Consider the following 19320-nt stretch of genomic DNA (forward strand, 5'->3'; position numbering starts at 1 on the left):
AACGGAGATAACACAGTGGCAAAGAAAATCACAGGTTATATTAAGCTCCAGATTCCTGCAGGCGCCGCAAACCCGGCTCCTCCGGTGGGTCCCGCCCTTGGTCAGAAGGGTGTGAACATCATGGAATTCTGCAAGCAGTTCAACGCAAAGACCCAGAACGACAAGGGCATGATTATCCCGGTCGTTATCACGGTCTATGCCGATAAGAGCTTTACCTTCATCACGAAGGTATCGCCGGTTCCGGCCCTCATCAAGAAGGCTGCCGGCATTGAAAGCGGCTCTGGCGAACCCAACCGTAAGAAAGTTGGTAAGCTCACCAAGGCCCAGGTCCAGGATATCGCCCAAAAGAAGATGCCGGATCTAAACACAATCGACCTCGAAGCCGCTATGCGCATGGTCGCGGGTACTGCTCGCTCCATGGGCGTTGAAGTGGTTGACTGAGGCAGGTAATTCACCGTTACGTATCTGACAGGAAACACCATGTTCAGAGGAAAAAAATACAAGAAGATTGCTGAAAGCATCGATCGTAACAAGGCTTATGATCTTGCTGAAGCAGTCCAAATCCTTAAAAAGTCCGAATTGAAGTTCGACCAGACGGTCGAAATCCACTTCAATCTCGGTGTGGACCCAAAACATTCCGACCAAGTGGTTCGTGGCACTGTTGTGCTGCCGCATGGTACCGGTCGTCAGGTCCGCGTCTTGGTTTTCTGCAAGGACAATAACCTTGAAGTTGCAAAGAACGCAGGCGCAGACTACGCTGGTGGTGCTGACTTGGTTCAGAAGATTCAGGAAGGCTGGCTGGACTTTGATTCCGTCGTTGCTACTCCCGACATGATGCCGGTGATTAGTAAGGTCGCTAAGGTCCTCGGTCCTCGCGGTTTGATGCCTTCTCCGAAGGCCGGCACGGTTACGGTTAACGTGGCCCAGACGGTTAAGGAACTCAAGGCTGGTAAGATTCAGTACCGCGTTGACAAGGGCGCCAACGTCCATGCCCCCGTAGGCAAGCTCTCCTTCGGCGTCGAACAGCTGGTTGAAAACACCAAGGCTGTGATCGACTCCGTCGTCAAGAACAAGCCTCAATCTTCTAAGGGCACCTACATTAAGAGCCTTACGTTGTCTGCAACGATGGCTCCGGGCATCAAACTTGATATGGCACTGACGCGATAGGAGATACCATGAAAGCTGTAGTTAAAAAACAACAGACCGTGGATTCGCTCGTCGAGTCCTTCAATGGCGCTACCGCCGTCTATCTGCTCAATTATCAAGGCATGACCGTAGAAAAGGACAATGCCCTTCGCAAGGCACTCGCATCTAAGGGTGTGAAGTACCACGCTGTGAAGAACACTCTTCTCAAGCGCGTGCTCGCTGCTCTTAAGGTCGAAGGTCTCGACGATTTGCTGACCGGCGCAACTTCTGTGATGGTCGGCTTCGAAGAAGATCCGCTTCTGCCTGCTCGCGAAATTGAAGCATTCCACAAAGCAAACCCCGATTTCTTGGTTGCCAAGAGCGTGTACCTTGATGGCAAGGCGATGCCTGGCTCCGAAGTCGTGAACCTCTCCAAGATCCCGGATCGTAAGGGCATGATCGCTCAGATCGTCTCCATCGCTCTCGGACCTGGCTCCACGATCGCCGGTCAAATCAAGACGCTCCAGGAAAAGCTGGAAAAAGAATCGGGCTCCGAAGCTGCTCCTGAAGCCGCTGCGGAAGCTTAACAACAAACCACAAACCAAAAAATTTAAACGGAATAATCGGAGAAACACATCATGGCAACTGATATCAAGGCACTGGGCGATCAAATCGTTGGTCTTACCCTTCTCGAAGCCAAGGCTTTGGCTGACTACCTTAAAGAAACCCACGGCATCGAAGCTGCTGCCGGTGGCGCCGTCGTAATGGCCGCCGCTGCTGCCGCTCCTGCTGAAGAAAAGACTGAATTCGACGTGATCCTCGTCGAATGCGGCGCTAAGAAGATGGACGTCCTCAAGGCCGTTCGCGCCATCACCGGTCTGGGCCTCAAGGAAGCTAAGGACCTGGTCGAAAAGGCCAACAGCGTGGTCAAGGAAGCAATGCCGAAGGCTGACGCTGAAAAGCTCAAGAAGGACCTGGAAGATCTCGGAGCAAAGGTCGCTCTGAAGTAATGCTTTCACTTCATTGACTTTTATATGCCAATCGCCTGCACGACTGTGCGGGCTTTTGGTGTATAATGTTTTTCGCTATTTTTTGCTATTTTTAGATAAAAAAGCTCTTCACCGGATGAGGTATTTCAAATGACCACGGAGCGAAAAAGCTATTCCTCCAACAAGTTCCAGTTGGAACTCCCGTACCTGATCGAAGTCCAGAAGGCTTCGTACGAGCAATTCCTCCAGAAGGAAATCTCGCCAGAAAAACGTCTCAAGGTAGGGCTGGAACGCGTGTTCCAGGATATTTTCCCGATCACTGACGTCAAGGGTCTTTATTCCCTTAATTATGAAGGTTATTATTTCGGTATCCCGAAGTACAGCATCCCCGAATGCCGTGAGCGTGGCCTCACGTATTCCATGGAGCTTTACGCCACTCTTTCTCTTCAGATTTTCGAAGAAGATGGCGAAGACCGCAAGCTCAAGGAAGAAGTCAAGAACGATGTCCTTATTTGCGAACTCCCGATCATGACTGAAAACGGTACGTTCATCGTCAATGGCGCTGAACGCGTTGTCGTTTCCCAGTTGCACCGCTCCTACGGTATTAGCTTTGACGAAGAACTCCAGCCCAGCGGCCGCTCCGATTACAAGAGCCGTATTATTCCGCACCGTGGTGCCTGGGTGGAATTCAATACCGAAGGCGACACCCTTTACCTCATCATCGACCGTAAGAAGAAGCTCGCCGCTACGACCATGCTCCGCTGCATCGGTTTCGAAACGACTCAGGAAATCTTGAAGCTGTTCTACAAGAAGAGCGAAGAAGTTTCTGTTAGCGACCTCTCCAAGGAATTTGACGAAAATGGCGTTTGCGTTCTTATCGACCGCATCATTTTCGAAGACGTGATTGACAAGGATTCCGGCGAAGTCATCGTTCACGCCAACGACGTGATTGACGAAAAGAAGCTCGAATGCCTCATCGAAAACAAGGTGGAAACGGTTGTGCTCCTCTCCAAGGACGAAGACAACCTCCTCATCCACTACACCCTCGCTGCCGACAAGTCCAAGTCCCGCGAAGACGCCCTCAAGGCTATCTACTCCGTGACCCACCAGCAGCAGGACGAAGCTCCGGACATGCGCACTGCCGAACTCTATTTCGACAGCCAGTTCATTTCCGACCCGCACAAGTACGATCTCGGCGAAGTTGGCCGTTATCGCTTGAACGCTAAGATTTACAGCAAGCCCGAAATCTTGAAGGTCCTCGAAGAACAGGGCGACGAATTCAAGATTCCGTCCCTCACCACGATGACCATGAGCAAGGCAGACTTCCTTGCCATCATCGAATACATGGTTGGCCTCTACAGCGATACCGAAGGTTACACCCTCGACGATATCGACCACTTGGGCAACCGTCGTACTCGTTCCGTGGGCGAACTCCTTGCTAACCAGATTTCCGTGGGTCTCTCCCGTATGTCTCGCGTCATCCGCGAGAACCTGAACCTCCACGGCGAAGACGAACAGACCACTCCGCGCGACCTCGTGAATACCCGTATGGTCAGCTCCACGGTGCAGTCCTTCTTCGGTTCTTCTCAGCTTTCCCAGTTCATGGACCAGATGAACCCGCTTTCTGAATTGACTCACAAGCGTCGTCTCTCCGCTCTCGGTCCTGGTGGTCTTTCCCGCGAACGCGCAGGCTTCGAAGTCCGTGACGTGCACTACACGCACTACGGCCGTCTCTGCCCGATCGAAACTCCGGAAGGCCCTAACATCGGTCTTATCAACTCCCTCGCATCTTTCGCCGTGGTGAACCACTTCGGCTTCATCGAAACCCCGTACCGTATTGTGGGTCTCATCGACTTCAAGGATGCCAAGGGCAACATCGTAAAGATTCCGGAAGCCAAGTGGCACTTCGGTATCTTCAAGGCTTTCGTGCATGACCCGCACCTCTTCCTGGAACTCGAACTTTCCAAGAAGCAGATCGATTCCGTGCGCATGAACCTCGACATCAAGCAGCGCGACCTCTTCGAAGGTTTCGTGAACAAGGTGTTTGCGTTCAAGGATGCCGAAGGCAACGTGACTTACTACCGTAACGGTTTCACCGTTGATGACTTCAACGGCAAGGCCGACTACGAACAGGTGGGCACTGTGGTCGAACAGATCGTTTCCGACTACATCACCTTCCTCACCGCTGACGAAGAAGACGCTTTCAAGGTGGCTCCGGCTTCTACCGAACTCACCGAAGACAACCGCTTCAAGGGCGACATGGACGGCTACGTGATCGTTCGCGACAAGAGCGAATACCCGCACCTCATGCGCCAGGACAGCTTCGCTCTCGACGATACCGAAACCGAACGCATCGACCTCATGGACGTGGCCCCGATGCAGATCGTGTCTGTGGCTGCCGGTCTTATTCCGTTCCTCGAACACGATGACGCTAACCGTGCATTGATGGGTTCTAACATGCAGCGCCAGGCGGTACCTCTGCTCCGCGCCGAAGCTCCGGTCGTGGGTACGGGTCTCGAACGCCGCGCAGCTCTCGACTCGGGTACGGTCGTTCGCGCCAAGCACGACGGTAAGGTGACCTTCGTTGACGCTCGCAACATCACCGTGCAGCGTGGCAACATGGTCGACGGCAACTTCGTGCCGCTCACCGGTCTCGGCGAAGACTACGAATTCCTCGGCAAGGATCCGATTGACAACTACGTTCTGCGCAAGTTCGAACGTTCCAACCAGGATTCCTGCATCAACCAGAAGCCTATCGTGGATGTGGGCGACTTCGTCAAGGCTGGCGATGTGCTCGCTGACGGTGTGTCTACCGACCACGGCGAACTGGCTCTCGGTAAGAACATCTTGATCGGCTTCCTCCCCTGGAACGGTTACAACTACGAAGACGCCGTTATCATTTCGGAAGAACTCGCCATCAAGGATACCTTTACTTCTATCCATATCGAAGAATACGAATTGGAAGTCCGCGACACCAAGCGCGGTCCGGAAGAACTCACTCGCGAAATCCCGAACGTCGGCGAAGACGCCCTGCGTAACCTCGACGAAAACGGCGTGATCCGCGTGGGTGCCGAAGTTTCCGCTGACGATATCCTCGTCGGTAAGGTGACTCCGAAGGGCGAAACCGAACTCTCTCCGGAAGAACGTTTGCTCCGCGCTATCTTCGGCGAAAAGGCCGGCGACGTGCGCGATTCTTCTCTGAAGGCTCCTCCGGGAATGAAGGGTGTCGTGCTCGAAACCCGTATCTTCAGCAAGAAGGACAAGGCCGACAAGAACAGCAAGGAAAAGGATCAGGAAACGATCAACGAAATCCGTTCCAACTTCCAGGCTCAGATTGACAAGATCAAGGCTTCTTGCTCCGAACACTTGTTCGAACTCTTGGGCGGCAAGGCTGCCGGTAAGGTCATGGACAACGAAACCCATGAACTCCTGATCCGCGAAGGCCAGACTTATACTGAACAGAACCTCTCCGTCATCGACGTGACGAAGGTTTCTCCGGCTTCCACTTTCGTGGTGGGCGACGACGAACTCCAGGAAAAGGTTCTTTCGCTCGTGCTCGTTGCACGCGACAACCTGGATACGCTTACCCGTACCATGGAAAAGGAAATCGACAAGGTCACTAAGGGTGACGAACTCAAGCCGGGTGTCCTCAAGAGCGTGAAGGTCTACATCGCCAAGAAGCGTTGCCTCTCTATCGGTGACAAGATGGCAGGTCGTCACGGTAACAAGGGTGTGGTCTCCAAGATCGTGCCTGTTGAAGACATGCCGTTCACCGAAGACGGTCGTCCGCTCCAGATTCTTCTGAACCCGCTGGGCGTGCCTTCTCGTATGAACATCGGTCAGGTGCTCGAAGTCCACTTGGGCTGGGCTGCCAAGACCCTCGGTTTCAAGGTTTCCACTCCGGTGTTCGACGGTGCCAAGTTCGAAGACATCTGCAAGGAACTCGAAAAGGCTTACCAGAAGAACCCGATCGTGAACTACGAAATGGATCCGGACAACAACAAGATTATCGGTAAGGCCAAGCTCTATGACGGCCGCACCGGTGAAGCATTCTTGAACCCGGTTACTATCGGTTACATGTACTACCTGAAGCTCGGTCACTTGGTGGACGACAAGATCCACGCCCGTTCTATCGGTAGCTACGCGCTCGTGACGCAGCAGCCTCTTGGCGGTAAGAGCCAGTTCGGTGGCCAGCGCTTCGGTGAAATGGAAGTGTGGGCTATGGAAGCTTACGGTGCCGCTTACACGCTGCAGGAACTCCTCACAGTCAAGTCTGACGACGTGCAGGGCCGTTCCAAGGTGTACGACGCTATCGTGCATGGTCAGAACACTCCGAAGCCGGGTGTTCCTGAATCCTTCAACGTTATGATCCGCGAAGTTCGTTCTTTGGGTCTCAATATTCAGACCAATGGAGATAAGTAATATGGTCGAAGAAATTGAACGCGACAATTCTGGCGATATTTCGATTCACCTCGCCGCTCCGGAAATGATCCGTAGCTGGTCCCATGGTGAAGTGACCAAGCCCGAAACCATCAACTACCGTTCCTTCAAGCCTGAAAAGGATGGTCTTTTCTGCGAAAAGATCTTTGGACCGGTGAAGAACTGGGAATGTAACTGCGGTAAGTTCAAGCGTATCCGTTACAAGGGTGTCGTTTGCGACCGTTGCGGCGTGGAAGTGACTCACTCCAACGTGCGCCGTAAGTACATGGGCCACATTGAACTTGCTATTCCTCTGACTCACACTTGGTTCGTTCGTAACCAGCCGTGCGTCATTGGCGCTCTGTTGAACCTTTCCACCAAGGATCTCGACAACATCATCTACTACGAAAAGTATGTTGTGATCGATCCGGGTGACGCTGACCTCGAACCGAATGCCTTGATCGATGAAGCCCAGTACCAGGACCTCACCAACGAAGGCCGTACGTTCGACGCCAAGATGGGTGCCTCCGCTATCAAGCAGCTGCTTGACCGCGTTGACCTCACCGCCCTTTCTGCAGAACTTCGCACTCAGGCTATGTCCAAGTCCAAGACCAAGCAGGAAGACGCTCTCAAGCGCCTCAAGGTCGTGGATTCCTTCCTCAAGTCTCAGCGCGAAAGCTTCCGCGGCTACTACGAAGATCCGGTCAAGGCCATGAAGGCCGACAGCCAGCAGCCCTGGCTCCGTGGTCTCGCCGAAGCCGTTGCCGAATTCAAGGCTAACTACGAAACCAAGCACGACAACTTTGTGGTTGCCGACGCTTACGAAGAATTCCGCAAGATGTACCCGAGCGAAGCTCGCCTTCTTGCAAACCAGCCGTCTTGGATGATCCTCGACGTGCTTCCGGTGATTCCGCCTGATCTTCGTCCGCTCGTTCCGCTCGAAGGCGGCCGTTTCGCAACGTCTGACTTGAACGAACTTTATCGCCGTGTCATCAACCGTAACAACCGTTTGAAGAAGTTGATCGACCTCCGTGCACCGAACGTGATTCTCTGCAACGAAAAGCGTATGTTGCAGGAAGCCGTTGACCAGCTGTTCGATAGCGGCCGTCGCACTGCCCGTACGGGTTCTGCACGTCCGATGAAGAGCCTCGCCGAACTCTTGAAGGGTAAGCAGGGCCGCTTCCGTATGAACTTGCTCGGTAAGCGCGTGGACTACTCCGGTCGTTCCGTGATCGTGGTGGGCCCGGAACTCCGCATGCATCAGTGCGGTCTCCCGAAGCGCATGGCTCTCGAACTTTACAAGCCGTTCATCATCCACCGTTTGGAAGAAGAGGGTATCGTTTATACCCTTAAGTCCGCTAAGAAGTACGTGGACGCCGAACGTCCGGAAGTGTGGGATATCCTCGAAGAAATTATCGAAGACCACCCGGTGATGTTGAACCGCGCCCCGACGCTTCACCGTCTGGGTATCCAGGCGTTCTACCCGCGCCTGATCGAAGGTAACGCAATCCGCCTCCACCCGCTCGTCTGTACTGCATTCAACGCAGACTTCGACGGTGACCAGATGGCTTGCCACCTTCCGCTGTCTTTCGAAACGCAGCTCGAATGCCGCGTTCTCATGCTCTCTTCGAACAACATTCTTCACCCGGCTTCCGGTCAGCCGATCGCTGTGCCGGGCCAGGATATCGTGCTCGGTCTGTACTACCTGACCAAGCCGCGTCCGGCTCGTAAGGGTGAAGGCATGCACTTCTTCGACTCTGCCGAAGCCGTGCGCGCTTATGAAAACGGTGTTGTCGATCTGAACGCTATCGTTTACCTGAAGCTTAAGGCCGGCAAGAAGATCTACATGGGCGCCCTCGAAAAGGATGCCGTCTGCTTGCGCGAATCTGCCGACGACAACGGCAACATCGAAGTTGCCGTGAAGGCCGGTGAAAAGATCAAGTTCCTTACTCTTAAGGAAGACAATGTTATCAAGACGACCGTCGGTCGTATCATCTTCAACGAATTCGTTCCGAAGGAACTTGGCTACGCCAACGAAACCTTCGGCAAGAAGGTGATCGCCAAGTCCATTGACGACCTGTACCGCCGCACCGGTAACCGCGTGACCGTGGATTACCTGGATGACTTGAAGGCCAACGGTTACAAGTGGGCAACTCGCGCCGGTTCTTCTGTGGCTATCGCCGAAATGGTGATCCCGAAGGAAAAGCAGGAAATGCTCGACAAGGCTGCCGAACAGGTTTCCCGCATCCGCGGCCTTTACGAAGACGGTGTGATTACCGACGGTGAACGTTATAACCAGACCATTGACGTGTGGTCCAAGACCACGTCCGAAGTTGCTGCCAAGCAGTGGGATTTGCTCTCCAGCGACCGTGACGGCTTCAACCCGGTTTACATGATGGCCGACTCCGGCGCTCGTGGTAGCCGTGAACAGATTAAGCAGCTGTCCGGTATGCGTGGTTTGATGCAGAAGCCGATCAAGCAGCTCGGTGGTCAGGAAGTTATTGAAAACCCGATTAAGTCTTGCTTCCGTGAAGGCTTGAACGTGATGGAATACTTCATCTCGTCTCACGGTGCTCGTAAGGGTTTGGCAGATACCGCTCTTAAGACGGCTGACGCTGGTTACCTTACCCGTCGTCTCGTCGACGTGGGCCAGGACCTCGTGATTACCGAAGAAGACTGCGGTACCACGAACGGCATTGAAGTGTCCGCTTTCAAGGACGGCGACGATACCGTGATCGCTCTTGAAGAACGTCTCCTCGGTCGCGCACCGGTGGACGACATCAAGCACCCGGTGACTGGCGAAGTGATCGTCAAGGCCGGCGAACTCGTGACCGAACGCGATCTTCCGAAGATCTCCGCTACCGGTCTCGAACACATCAAGATGCGTTCCGTGCTCACCTGCGATTCCCGCAATGGTGTCTGCTCCAAGTGCTATGGCCGTATGCTTGCTTCCGGTCGTCCGGTTGACCTGGGCGAAGCCGTGGGTGTGCTCGCTGCACAGTCCATCGGTGAACCGGGTACGCAGCTTACCCTCCGTACCTTCCACATCGGTGGTGCTTCTTCCCGTCTGACTGTCGAAAGCGACAAGAAGGCAACCGTCGATGGCCGCGTTGAACTCGAACAGGTCGAAACTGTCGAACACGAAGGCCAGAAGGTCGTTACCAGCCGCATGGCTGAACTCGTTATCTTTGACAAGACCGGCATCAACAAGGGTCGTTACCAGATTCCGTACGGCTCTATCCTCCATGTCGAAAACGGCGCCGCAGTTACTGCTGGCCAGGTAATGTTCGAATGGGATCCGTATAACAGCCCGATTATCAGTAACGTTTCTGGTAAGGTTGTTCTTACGGACATGGTTGAAAACCGCACCTACCGTTCCGAAACTGACGAAGTGACGGGCGTGGAAACCTGGACCGTGATTAGCGACAAGCAGCACGGCAAGAAGGACCTCCACCCGGCAGTTACCATTGTTGATTCTTCTAACACGAAGATTGGTAACTACATGCTTCCGGACGGCGCTATCCTTACCGTTAAGGCTGGCGACATGGTGACCGTCGGTCAGACTGTTGCAAAACTTCCGCGCGCTGCCGGTAAGACCCGCGATATTACGGGTGGTCTTCCGCGCGTGGCCGAACTCTTCGAAGCTCGCGTTCCGAAGAACAAGGCATTCATCGCTCCGATCGACGGTCTCGTCGAAAAGATTGAAGAAGTCCGCAACAACCAGGTAGTTTATATTAAGATGGATGACCAGGAAGAGAAAGTGCTGGTTCCCCGCGGCGTCCATCTGGCGGTCAACGAAGGTGACCGTGTCCACATTGGTCAGAAGATCAGTGAAGGCAGCGTGGATCCCCACGATATCCTCGACGTCCTTGGTCCTGAAGAGGTCCAGCGTCACTTGGTGAACGAAATCCAGGCGGTGTACCGCCTGCAGGGTGTGGCTATCGCAGATAAGCACATCGAATGTATCGTCCGCCAGATGATGCGTAAGGTGAAGGTCAAGGATTCCGGAGACTCCGAACTGCTTCCGGGCGAAGAAATTTCCAAGGCCCGTCTCCGCGCAGAGAACGACCGCTTGGTCGCACTCGGCAAGACTCCGGCGACCTTCACGCCGATGCTCCTTGGTATCACGAAGGCATCCTTGGCGACAGACAGCTTCATTTCTGCCTGCTCGTTCCAGGAGACCACCAAGATCCTTACCCGCGCTTCCATCGAAGGTAGCGTTGACCCGCTCCTGGGTCTTAAGGAAAACGTGATTATGGGTCGTCTTATTCCGTGCGGTACTGGCGCACGCCACCTGAGGAACGTCCAGGTGGTGGATGCCGATGCCGAACTGGATGCCGCGGCTCGGCCTATGGGTATCCAGGGCGATTACACCGAATCCGACGATAGCGCCATCCAGATGCTGGATAACGAAATCGGTATCAATGACGAGGAAGATTCGGATAATTAACCCGAGATACTTGAAAAAAATTGGAAAAGAAACTATATTTGCACTCCAAAATCTAGGAGATTAACAGTGCCAACTATTCAACAGCTCGTCCGTAACGGACGTGAACAGATCAGCAACAAGACCGCTTCCGTGGCCTTGAAGTCCTGCCCCCAGAAGCGCGGCGTTTGCACCCGCGTGTACACCAGCACCCCGAAGAAGCCGAACTCTGCTCTTCGTAAGATCGCCCGTGTGCGTCTTTCCAACAAGATGGAAGTGACCGCATACATTCCTGGTGAAGGCCACAACCTCCAGGAACACTCCATCGTGCTCATCCGCGGTGGTCGTGTGAAGGACGTCCCCGGTGTTCGTTACCACATCATCCGTGGTACTTTGGATACCCAGGCTGTGAACGGTCGTCAGAACGGCCGCTCCAAGTACGGTGTTAAGAAGAAAGGTGCCGCTCCGGCCAAGAAGTAAGGAAGGTAGAATATGTCTAGAAGAAGAAAGGCTCTCCATCGCTCCATCCTCCCGGATCCGCGTTACAAGTCCACGCTCGTTACCGAACTCGTCGGTGTCGTGCTGAAGCAGGGCAAGAAGACCATCGCTGAACAGATCGTCTATACCGCTCTCGAAACCCTCGGCCAGAAGCTCGAAGGCCCGGAATCCCCGCTTGAAAAGTTCGAAATCTGCCTCGAAAACATCAAGCCGCGTCTCGAAGTGAAGTCCCGCCGTATCGGTGGTGCCAACTACCAGGTTCCGATGGAAGTTGCTCCGGACCGCGCCAAGGCTCTCGCTCTCCGTTGGTTGCTCGACGCTGCCCGTAACCGCAACGAAGCCAACATGGCTGACCGCCTTGCTGCAGAACTCGTTGCCGCCAAGAACGGTGAAGGCAACGCTGTCCGCAAGAAGAACGACACGCACAAGATGGCCGAAGCCAACAAGGCTTTCGCCCACTTCCGTTTCTAATTCTTGCATTAGCACGGAATTATCCTAGAGGATTAGCACGTAAGGCGAATGTCGCAAAATCAAGCTAGCTTGATTTTATGACTGAGCCTAAGTGCAGATGTTTTTAAACATCAACGGCTCGCTGTAAACAGCGAGCCTTTTCTTTTTTGTGCCGTTTATCCTTGTGTTTTTCCCTTTTATCAAAGGATTGGGCTAGGGGAGGCCTTTCCCGGAGAAAAGGAATTACTTTTAGGGTGAATTTGTTGTGAAGGGAATTTTATGGGTTGGTTAGGAAAATTTAATTTGTTCGTATTTCTTTTCACTGCAGTGTCTGCGGTGCATGCCTTTGCGCAGCCAGCCGAAGTGGACGGCCCCATTTTGCAGGATTATTGCCCTCGCTGCAATGACAGCAAGCCGCCTGATTATATGCCGTATGGGTTTACGGCGGAGATTGCCTATGCAGGGCCGACAGTATTGAGTGTACAACTGGGGGGTCGTTTTTCTTCTATAAAGGGAAAGGCTCTTGTTGGAATACCCATTCTTTCTGCGGATATCGATTTTGACGAGTGGAGTGAAGGGTGGAAGATTTCCGATGAAGGTATATTAGGTTTTTTCCTCTGTATTGGTGCCTTCGGAGGGAATGGTCACGACTTTAGGATTTGGCTGGATTACCTCTTGTTCGGCAACACTTACTACCCATTGACAGAAGACGCTAGTATCGGATTGTTCGAAACGCATCATATTGTAGATTACCTGATTTATGATACGAGCCTTGGAAAACCCTGGGAATTCGGCTTCTCGGAAGCGGCGGGCGTCAAGTTCATTTATAGTAAAAGTAGAACGGGTGACGTGTACTATCTTGACGTGGGCGCCAATGTCCGGTTGACGAATAAGGCATTCCGCTTCGGAGCGTTTGTACAGTTTGGATTCACTGGAACATACACGTAGTCGCATTTACTTTGCTTCAATGCAATATGTAGACTAAAATTTTAACACAAAAATGCCGAAATTTTGCGTAATTAGGCGTTTAAAACCGAACAACGCAAATAGTTGGACTTTTATTGCTTTTGTATACAGCGGGATTTATCTTTGCGGTAAAGGGTAAAAACAAAACACTAATGGGAGTGAAAATGAAAAAACACCTGAAATCCTTTGCCGGCATTTTGGCATCTGCCGCATGCCTTGGCGCATTCGCGACCACCACATCGATGGCTGCAGAAACCTACGCGGGAACCTTCTTTGACGAAAACGGAGCCTATTACGGTCCGGATTGCGACAAGGATAAAAACTATTCCGGTGCCTATTATACGGGTAATTACGAAAGCCCGTTCAAGAAGATTTTGGGCAAGACTGACGCCGAAATTCAGGAAAAGATGGATGCCCTTTGGAATCATTACTTTAAGGGTGATGATAATTCCAAGGTTTATTATGACAAGGGTAGCGAAGCCTACATCAAGGACATCAACAACAACGATGTCCGTTCCGAAGGCATGTCTTACGGCATGATGATTGCCGTGCAGACGGGTCACAAAGAAGAATTCGACAAGCTCTGGAACTGGGCGAAGAACCACATGTGGCACAAAAGTGGCGGCTGGGACGGCTATTTCGCATGGCAGCGTAACGACAGCGGTACTGGTGGCGATGACAACTGCGCACCTGATGGCGAAATGTACTTTATGATGTCTTTGCTTTTCGCAGCCAACCGCTGGAACGACAGCAAGTACATGGAAGATGCCCAGTACATCTTGAAAAAGATGTGGGACAACGGCCAGCATAGCCTTTTCAACCCGCAACACTATGTGATTACATTCCAGCCGCAGGGTAACGAAAACAACTTCTCCGACCCGTCTTACGACTTGCCGGCATACGTTGACCTTTTCGCCCGCTGGTCCACCTCCAATCAGGACAAGTGGAGCAAGGCTGCAAAGGCAACCCGCGATCACTTGTACAAGTCCTCTAACACGAAGTCCGGCTTGTTCAGCGATTACAACAACTTTGACGGTACTCCGCACGGTGTGAGCTACAATGCCCATGCAGAACAGTACATGTACGATGCCATGCGCTGTGCCATGAACTTCGGTATGGACTACTATCTGTTCGGTGTTGATTCTGCTCGTCAAGAAGAAATGGCCCGCCGCATTATCGATTTCTTTGAAAAGGATGGCTACAAGCACGCCCGCTTTAACTGGGATGGCTCTAATCCGCAGGAACAGTATACGCAGGGCGAAGCTGGTGCAAATGCCGTTGCGGCCATGGCTTTGATTAATGATTCCAAGTACGATGCCGCCGTCAAGAAAAACTTGGAGTTGGCATGGGATACCAAGTTCATGACCGGTCAGTACCGCTACTACGATGGCCTGGTGCATTACCTTGCCATGCTCCACTTGAGCGGCACCTTCAAGATTTGGAAGCCGAAGCCGAATGTCGAATCTGAAGAAAAGACCATTAACGAAACCGAAATCAACGGCGTGACCTATAACGACGGCGACAAGGTGGATTACTTCGAAGGTTGCAAGCTCTACAAGGCGACCATCAAGGCTGCCGCCCAGACTGGCCCGGGTAATGATTCTACTGTTACCAACCCTGATTCTACCGTTACCAACCCGGATACTACGATTGCAATTCGCACAACGGTTGCCTTGAACAATAATGTTCGCGTGTGGTCCACCAACAGCGCAATCGTTATTGAAAACGCACCGGCAGGCACCAAGTATACGGTCACTGACCTCAACGGTCGCGTGCTGACTGCATCGAAGATTGCAACTTCGACCCAGGAAGTCCGCCTCGCCAAAACGGGCCCGATGCTTGTCATTGTCGGCAACAAGGCATACAAGGTTGTGAAATAGTAAAGCTTCTATTTAAGGCTTGTATATAAAAAGTCCCGGAAGGAAAATCTTCCGGGACTTTTTTGTTGTTTGGGTTGGATTGATGATTATTGCTTAATAGAAAGTTTGTAAATGCTTCGTGTACTTGCCTCGGGTGCATCGATAGCGTGTACGCCCGGGGTGAAGTGCTGTACGGCGCTCTGCCACAAAATACGCCCCTGGTAGTCGAACTGCACGACGCTTGCCTTTAATGCTTTGTCGGTTTGCATGTAGAGTTTGCCGTCTTGCAGGCGAAAGGAGTTGCCGGCAGCCCTCCCGGTAGGCTTGATAGCCGTGTTACTCTCCAAAGCCTTCATTTTGGCGATGCCGGCCTTCCAGGCGTCAACGGCGGCCTGCGAGGTGTTGAGCGCCCAGTCGCCTTCGTTGGCTTCTTTGCTCTGGCTGAACCACATCACCGCGAAAACGCGGGAGAAGTCCGTGACAAAATGCTCGAACATGTCGGTAATCCATTCGGCCTTGTTCCCGCCGAGTTCGGAACTGGAGATTTCGGCGATGAAGAGTGGCTTGTCGATATTCGCGAGAGCGTTGTAGGCCTTCTTGAATACCTGCGTGAAAGTCTGCCAGCTGGACCAGCTCTGGCATTTGCCCCAGTTGTAGCCGTCGATGGAGATGTAGTCGACGTATTCGTCGCCGGGGTAGTTGCCGGTAAGCGTGGAACCCTTTCCTGCGTTCGAGGCGTTAGTGGTCCAGACCCACTTGACGTTTTCGACATTTTCTTCGCGGAAGATTTTCACGATGTGGCGGAATGCTTCGGCCACGTTTGCGTCGGTGTTGCCGGCACCTTCTTTACCCACGCCCCAGTCGTACCAGTCGCCGTTTGCTTCGTGGAGGGGCCTGAGCCAGATTTCTTCACCGTAATTCTTGACGCCCTTGGCGTAATCGCGGATGTATTCGTCGGCCCTGCCGTCGACCAAGTCTTGGGCACCGTATCCGTTAGCCATCCAAGTGACCACCAGTGTGGAGCCGTTTTCCTTGGCGACGTTGGCGTATTCTTCGGTTGCGTTCCAGTCGTTGATGTCGAAAAGTGCAAAGTAGCTGATAAGGTCGAGATGCGTGCCCTGCAAATCCTGGAACGCCTGCACGTTCTGCTGCGTGGGCTGCGGATACTGACCCGGGCCACCGACCCATGCGCCGACCTGGAATGCCATGGCCGCGACAGGTGCGACACACATAGAGAGGAATAGTTTCTTGTTCATATAAACCCCGATAGGCGTTAAACGCCGGTAATGTTGTTTTACGTTTTAAAGATATGTTCGGGATTTTGTGAAAGACGATTTAATTGTTTATATTTGTATTAAAGTGTATCTAGTGTTATAACGGAGGCTCCATGACTGTCGATGAATTTTGCAAGTGGATAGAATCGTCCGGATTCAAGGACGGCGCAAGGCTTCCATCTGTGCGCAAGGTGGCTGCGTCATTGCATGCCTCGACCTTTACGATCTTCCAGGCGTACAAGCGCTTGGTAGAACAAGGGAAAATCTACGGAGAGCACGGTAATGGTTACTTTTGGGGCCAAAAGCCCGAAATCGTGGTAGACGCAAGCGAGCACGAGACCGAACGCCTGGAGCGCCTGCTTTTAGAAGACTGGAAATCCGGCAAGATTTCGGTAGACAGTACGCTACCGTCGATTAAGGACTTGTGCTTAGTTTACAGGACCACATCGGGTTCCATGAGCCGTACCCTTGAAATGCTGCGTGAAAGGGGAGTGCTTGACCGCAAGGGCCGCGGGCGTTACTACTTCAAGAACACAAGGTCGTCTGCGTCCAACTTGAAGGAAATCCTCTTGATTATGCGTTGCAATCCGAACGGGGATTTTAACGGGCTTGGCGAACGTGAACTGACGTTCATGCAGAAGGTGTACGCCGAGGCACGCCGCAACAAACTTAAAGTCAAGGCGCTCGGGTATTATGAAAAAGAGGGCCTTTTTCTAGATGCCGCCGGAAACCGGGTTCGGCTGGAGGACTGTGGCGAATACTTCGGTGCCGTCGTTTCGACCATGCTGGTGTTCAACATCAACAAACTCTTTGCCCTGCTTGCCTGCACGCGGTTCCCTATTTCGGTGTGGTGGGAGCACCCGCTGTATGACATTCCCCGCGCGTTGAAAAAAGAAAAGCGCTACGCGTTCTTCAATTTGGCCTTTGGCGATTTCCCGGGGCGCGCGGTGGGGCATTTCTTGAAAGAAAAGGGAATGGAACGTGTCGCCTTTATTTCGCCTTACCACATGAGCATGTGGTCGAGGGACCGCCTGAAAGGGCTCAAGAAGGTGGGGCTCGATGTAGTCGAGGCGACCGATGCGAGCCATGCGAGCCATTTTGATTTTATGCAGGAGAAGGGGGCGCATGAACATTTTAGCCGTATTTTGCTTAAGCTGGTGAAAGAGATTCCGCCTGTAGATGCGTGGGTCGTGTCTAACGATAGGGTAGGGGTGGAAATTTTGTCGCTTGTGGAGCAGGGTAAGCTCAAACGCCCGCCTTACATGGTATCGTTTGATAATTCTAACGACAGTTACCGCAACCGTCTGGATTCCTTCGAGTTCAGCTTGGATGCCCTTGCCGAACAATCCGTATTCCACCTGGTATCCCCTGGTGTTACTTTGTATAAAAAAGACGATTTTAGGGAACTTTCGGGGCTTGTCGTGGAAAAATAAGCCGGGCGTTACGGGCTGGCGTCTGAAGCCCGCTAGAAGGGGTAGTGAGTAACAGGATGCGAACGAGGGGAAGGCTTTCCCCTTTTTCTTCACATTTTTTCTAACCACTAACCACTAATCACTAACCACTTTTTTATATTTAAGGCACAAAAATTTTCACTTTAACAGAAGGTTAATAAAATGGCTAAAATCGCTAAAGTTTGGGCTCGTCAGATCCTGGATTCCCGTGGCAATCCGTCTCTCGAAGTCGATGTTACTCTTGACAACGGTATCGTTGGTCACGCTGCTGTTCCGAGTGGTGCTTCCACCGGCGAACGCGAAGCTTGCGAACTCCGCGACGGTGACAAGAAGACTTACTGCGGTAAGGGCACTCTCACTGCTGTGAAGAATGTGAACACCAAGATTGCTAAGAAGATCATCGGCATGGATCCGTCCAAGCAGACTGAAGTTGACGACGCCATGATCGCTCTCGACGGCAACCGCATGCTCAAGAACAAGCTCGGTGCAAACGCCATCCTCGGCGTTTCCATGGCTGTTTGCGTTGCTGCCGCTAAGGACGCTGGCCTTCCGCTTTACCAGTACATCGCCAAGCTCCATGGCACCAAGAAGCTCACGCTCCCGTGCCCGATGTGCAACGTGATCAACGGCGGTGCTCACTCCTCCGCTCCGATCGATTTCCAGGAATTCATGATCGCTCCGGTTGGCGCAAAGACTTTCTCCAAGGGCCTCCAGATGGTCACCGAAATCTTCCACGCCCTCAAGGCTGTGTTGAAGAAGGCCGGCTTCGACACCACCGTTGGTGACGAAGGTGGCTTCGCTCCTGGCGTTTCTATCAAGCCGGCTAAGAACAAGTTCGGTTACGAAATCACTGGCGTGATGACCCTCGAAAAGGCTCTCGACGCTTTGAAGGCTGCAACCACCAATGCCGGTTACAAGTTCGGCACTGACATCAAGATCGCTCTTGACGTTGCTTCCTCTGAATTCTGCGACAAGAACACCAAGGCTGGCAAGCCGGAAACCTACACCTTCAAGAAGAGCACCAAGAAGACTGTAAAGTCTGCCGACATGGTGAAGCTCTACGAAAAGCTCATCGACAAGTACTCCATCTTCTCCATTGAAGACGGTCTCGACGAAGCTGACTGGGCTGGCTGGAAGGTCATGACCGACAAGCTCGGCGGCAAGATCAACCTCGTGGGTGACGACCTGTTCGTTACCAACCCGACCATCTTCGACGAAGGCATCAAGGCTGGCATCGCCAACGCTATCCTCATCAAGGTGAACCAGGTGGGTTCTGTGTCCGAAACTCTCGCTGCTATCAAGCGCGCTCAGAACGAAGGCTATGCTCCGATCGTTTCTCACCGCTCTGGCGAAACCGAAGACACCTTCATTGCTGACCTCGCCGTCGGTACCGCCGCTGGCCAGATCAAGACCGGTTCTCTCTCCCGTACGGACCGCGTTTGCAAGTACAACCGCTTGCTCCGCATCGAAGAAGAACTCGGCAAGGCTGCCGTGTACGCCGGTGACCCGCGCAAGGCTTGCAAGGCCCCTGCTAAGAAGGCCGCTTGCAAGAAGTGCTGCAAGAAGTAATTTCTTAAACCAATAGAATTTACTAAGAGAAACCGTTCCTGGTTAACGACCGGGGCGGTTTTTCTTTTGTATGTAACGAGCGTTAGTTTGTGCAAAATACGAAAAAATGGGTTTGTTTCTAGTGAGTGTAAATTTCCGTAAACATCAATAGCCGCAAGGACTGCCGCCTTGCGCTTAAAAGCACGATTGTAAACACTATTTTTGAAAATCGAAGGAACAAACAAATCTTTTAAATCTATATTACGAGAGAATTTTTTCACATAAAGCTTATTACAGCTCATAAAAGAGGACACA

13 protein-coding genes are annotated in these 19320 nt (G+C 52.6%); 12 read left to right on the forward strand and 1 reads right to left on the reverse strand.

All coding sequences use genetic code 11. The features are described from left to right. Positions 1–15: 15 nt before the first annotated feature. From rplK to B7989_RS00390, 10 genes are all read left to right on the forward strand, one after another. Positions 16–441, forward strand: a complete 426-nt coding sequence (gene rplK / locus B7989_RS00345) for a 50S ribosomal protein L11 (protein WP_072801175.1) — start codon at positions 16–18, stop codon at positions 439–441. Between the two features lie 39 nt (positions 442–480). After that, the gene (gene rplA, locus B7989_RS00350; protein ID WP_072801176.1) at positions 481–1167 is read left to right on the forward strand and encodes a 50S ribosomal protein L1; all 687 of its coding nucleotides are present in this window, start codon (positions 481–483) and stop codon (positions 1165–1167) included. An 8-nt stretch (positions 1168–1175) separates the two neighbouring features. Beyond that, positions 1176–1712 carry a 50S ribosomal protein L10 gene (rplJ, locus tag B7989_RS00355; RefSeq protein ID WP_072801177.1) on the forward strand — a complete coding sequence of 179 codons (537 nt, stop codon included), beginning with the start codon at positions 1176–1178 and terminating at the stop codon, positions 1710–1712. A 51-nt stretch (positions 1713–1763) separates the two neighbouring features. Next, the gene (rplL, locus tag B7989_RS00360; protein ID WP_072980602.1) at positions 1764–2135 is read left to right on the forward strand and encodes a 50S ribosomal protein L7/L12; all 372 of its coding nucleotides are present in this window, start codon (positions 1764–1766) and stop codon (positions 2133–2135) included. A gap of 129 nt (positions 2136–2264) precedes the next feature. After that, the gene (gene rpoB, locus B7989_RS00365; protein WP_088626678.1) at positions 2265–6536 is read left to right on the forward strand and encodes a DNA-directed RNA polymerase subunit beta; all 4272 of its coding nucleotides are present in this window, start codon (positions 2265–2267) and stop codon (positions 6534–6536) included. 1 nt (position 6537) lies between these two features. Continuing rightward, complete coding sequence (gene rpoC / locus B7989_RS00370) at positions 6538–10983, forward strand: DNA-directed RNA polymerase subunit beta' (protein WP_088626679.1); 4446 nt, start codon at positions 6538–6540, stop codon at positions 10981–10983. 66 nt (positions 10984–11049) lie between these two features. Continuing rightward, positions 11050–11439, forward strand: coding sequence for a 30S ribosomal protein S12 (gene rpsL / locus B7989_RS00375; protein WP_072980597.1), 390 nt, complete (start codon positions 11050–11052; stop codon positions 11437–11439). A gap of 12 nt (positions 11440–11451) precedes the next feature. Continuing rightward, positions 11452–11928 (forward strand): 30S ribosomal protein S7, encoded by a 477-nt coding sequence (rpsG, locus tag B7989_RS00380; protein WP_088626680.1) that lies wholly within the window; start codon positions 11452–11454, stop codon positions 11926–11928. Between the two features lie 258 nt (positions 11929–12186). Then, positions 12187–12855, forward strand: coding sequence for a hypothetical protein (locus B7989_RS00385; protein WP_088626681.1), 669 nt, complete (start codon positions 12187–12189; stop codon positions 12853–12855). A gap of 182 nt (positions 12856–13037) precedes the next feature. Further along, on the forward strand, positions 13038–14753 hold the full coding sequence (locus B7989_RS00390; RefSeq protein WP_233144184.1) for a glycosyl hydrolase family 8: 1716 nt from the start codon (positions 13038–13040) through the stop codon (positions 14751–14753). Positions 14754–14839: 86 nt separating this feature from the next. Here the strand turns inward: B7989_RS00390 and B7989_RS00395 are convergent, their stop codons facing one another. Further along, the gene (locus B7989_RS00395; RefSeq protein WP_088626683.1) at positions 14840–15988 is read right to left on the reverse strand and encodes a glycoside hydrolase family 26 protein; all 1149 of its coding nucleotides are present in this window, start codon (positions 15986–15988) and stop codon (positions 14840–14842) included. Between the two features lie 131 nt (positions 15989–16119). Here B7989_RS00395 and B7989_RS00400 point away from each other — a divergent pair, with 131 nt between their 5' ends. Together B7989_RS00400 and eno are read left to right on the forward strand one after the other, a co-directional pair. Next, positions 16120–17439 carry a GntR family transcriptional regulator gene (locus B7989_RS00400; protein ID WP_088626684.1) on the forward strand — a complete coding sequence of 440 codons (1320 nt, stop codon included), beginning with the start codon at positions 16120–16122 and terminating at the stop codon, positions 17437–17439. Positions 17440–17619: 180 nt separating this feature from the next. Beyond that, on the forward strand, positions 17620–19026 hold the full coding sequence (eno, locus tag B7989_RS00405; protein WP_088626685.1) for a phosphopyruvate hydratase: 1407 nt from the start codon (positions 17620–17622) through the stop codon (positions 19024–19026). Positions 19027–19320: the final 294 nt, after the last annotated feature.

Origin of the sequence: Fibrobacter sp. UWB5 (assembly GCF_002210295.1) — a bacterium.
Taxonomy (GTDB): domain Bacteria; phylum Fibrobacterota; class Fibrobacteria; order Fibrobacterales; family Fibrobacteraceae; genus Fibrobacter.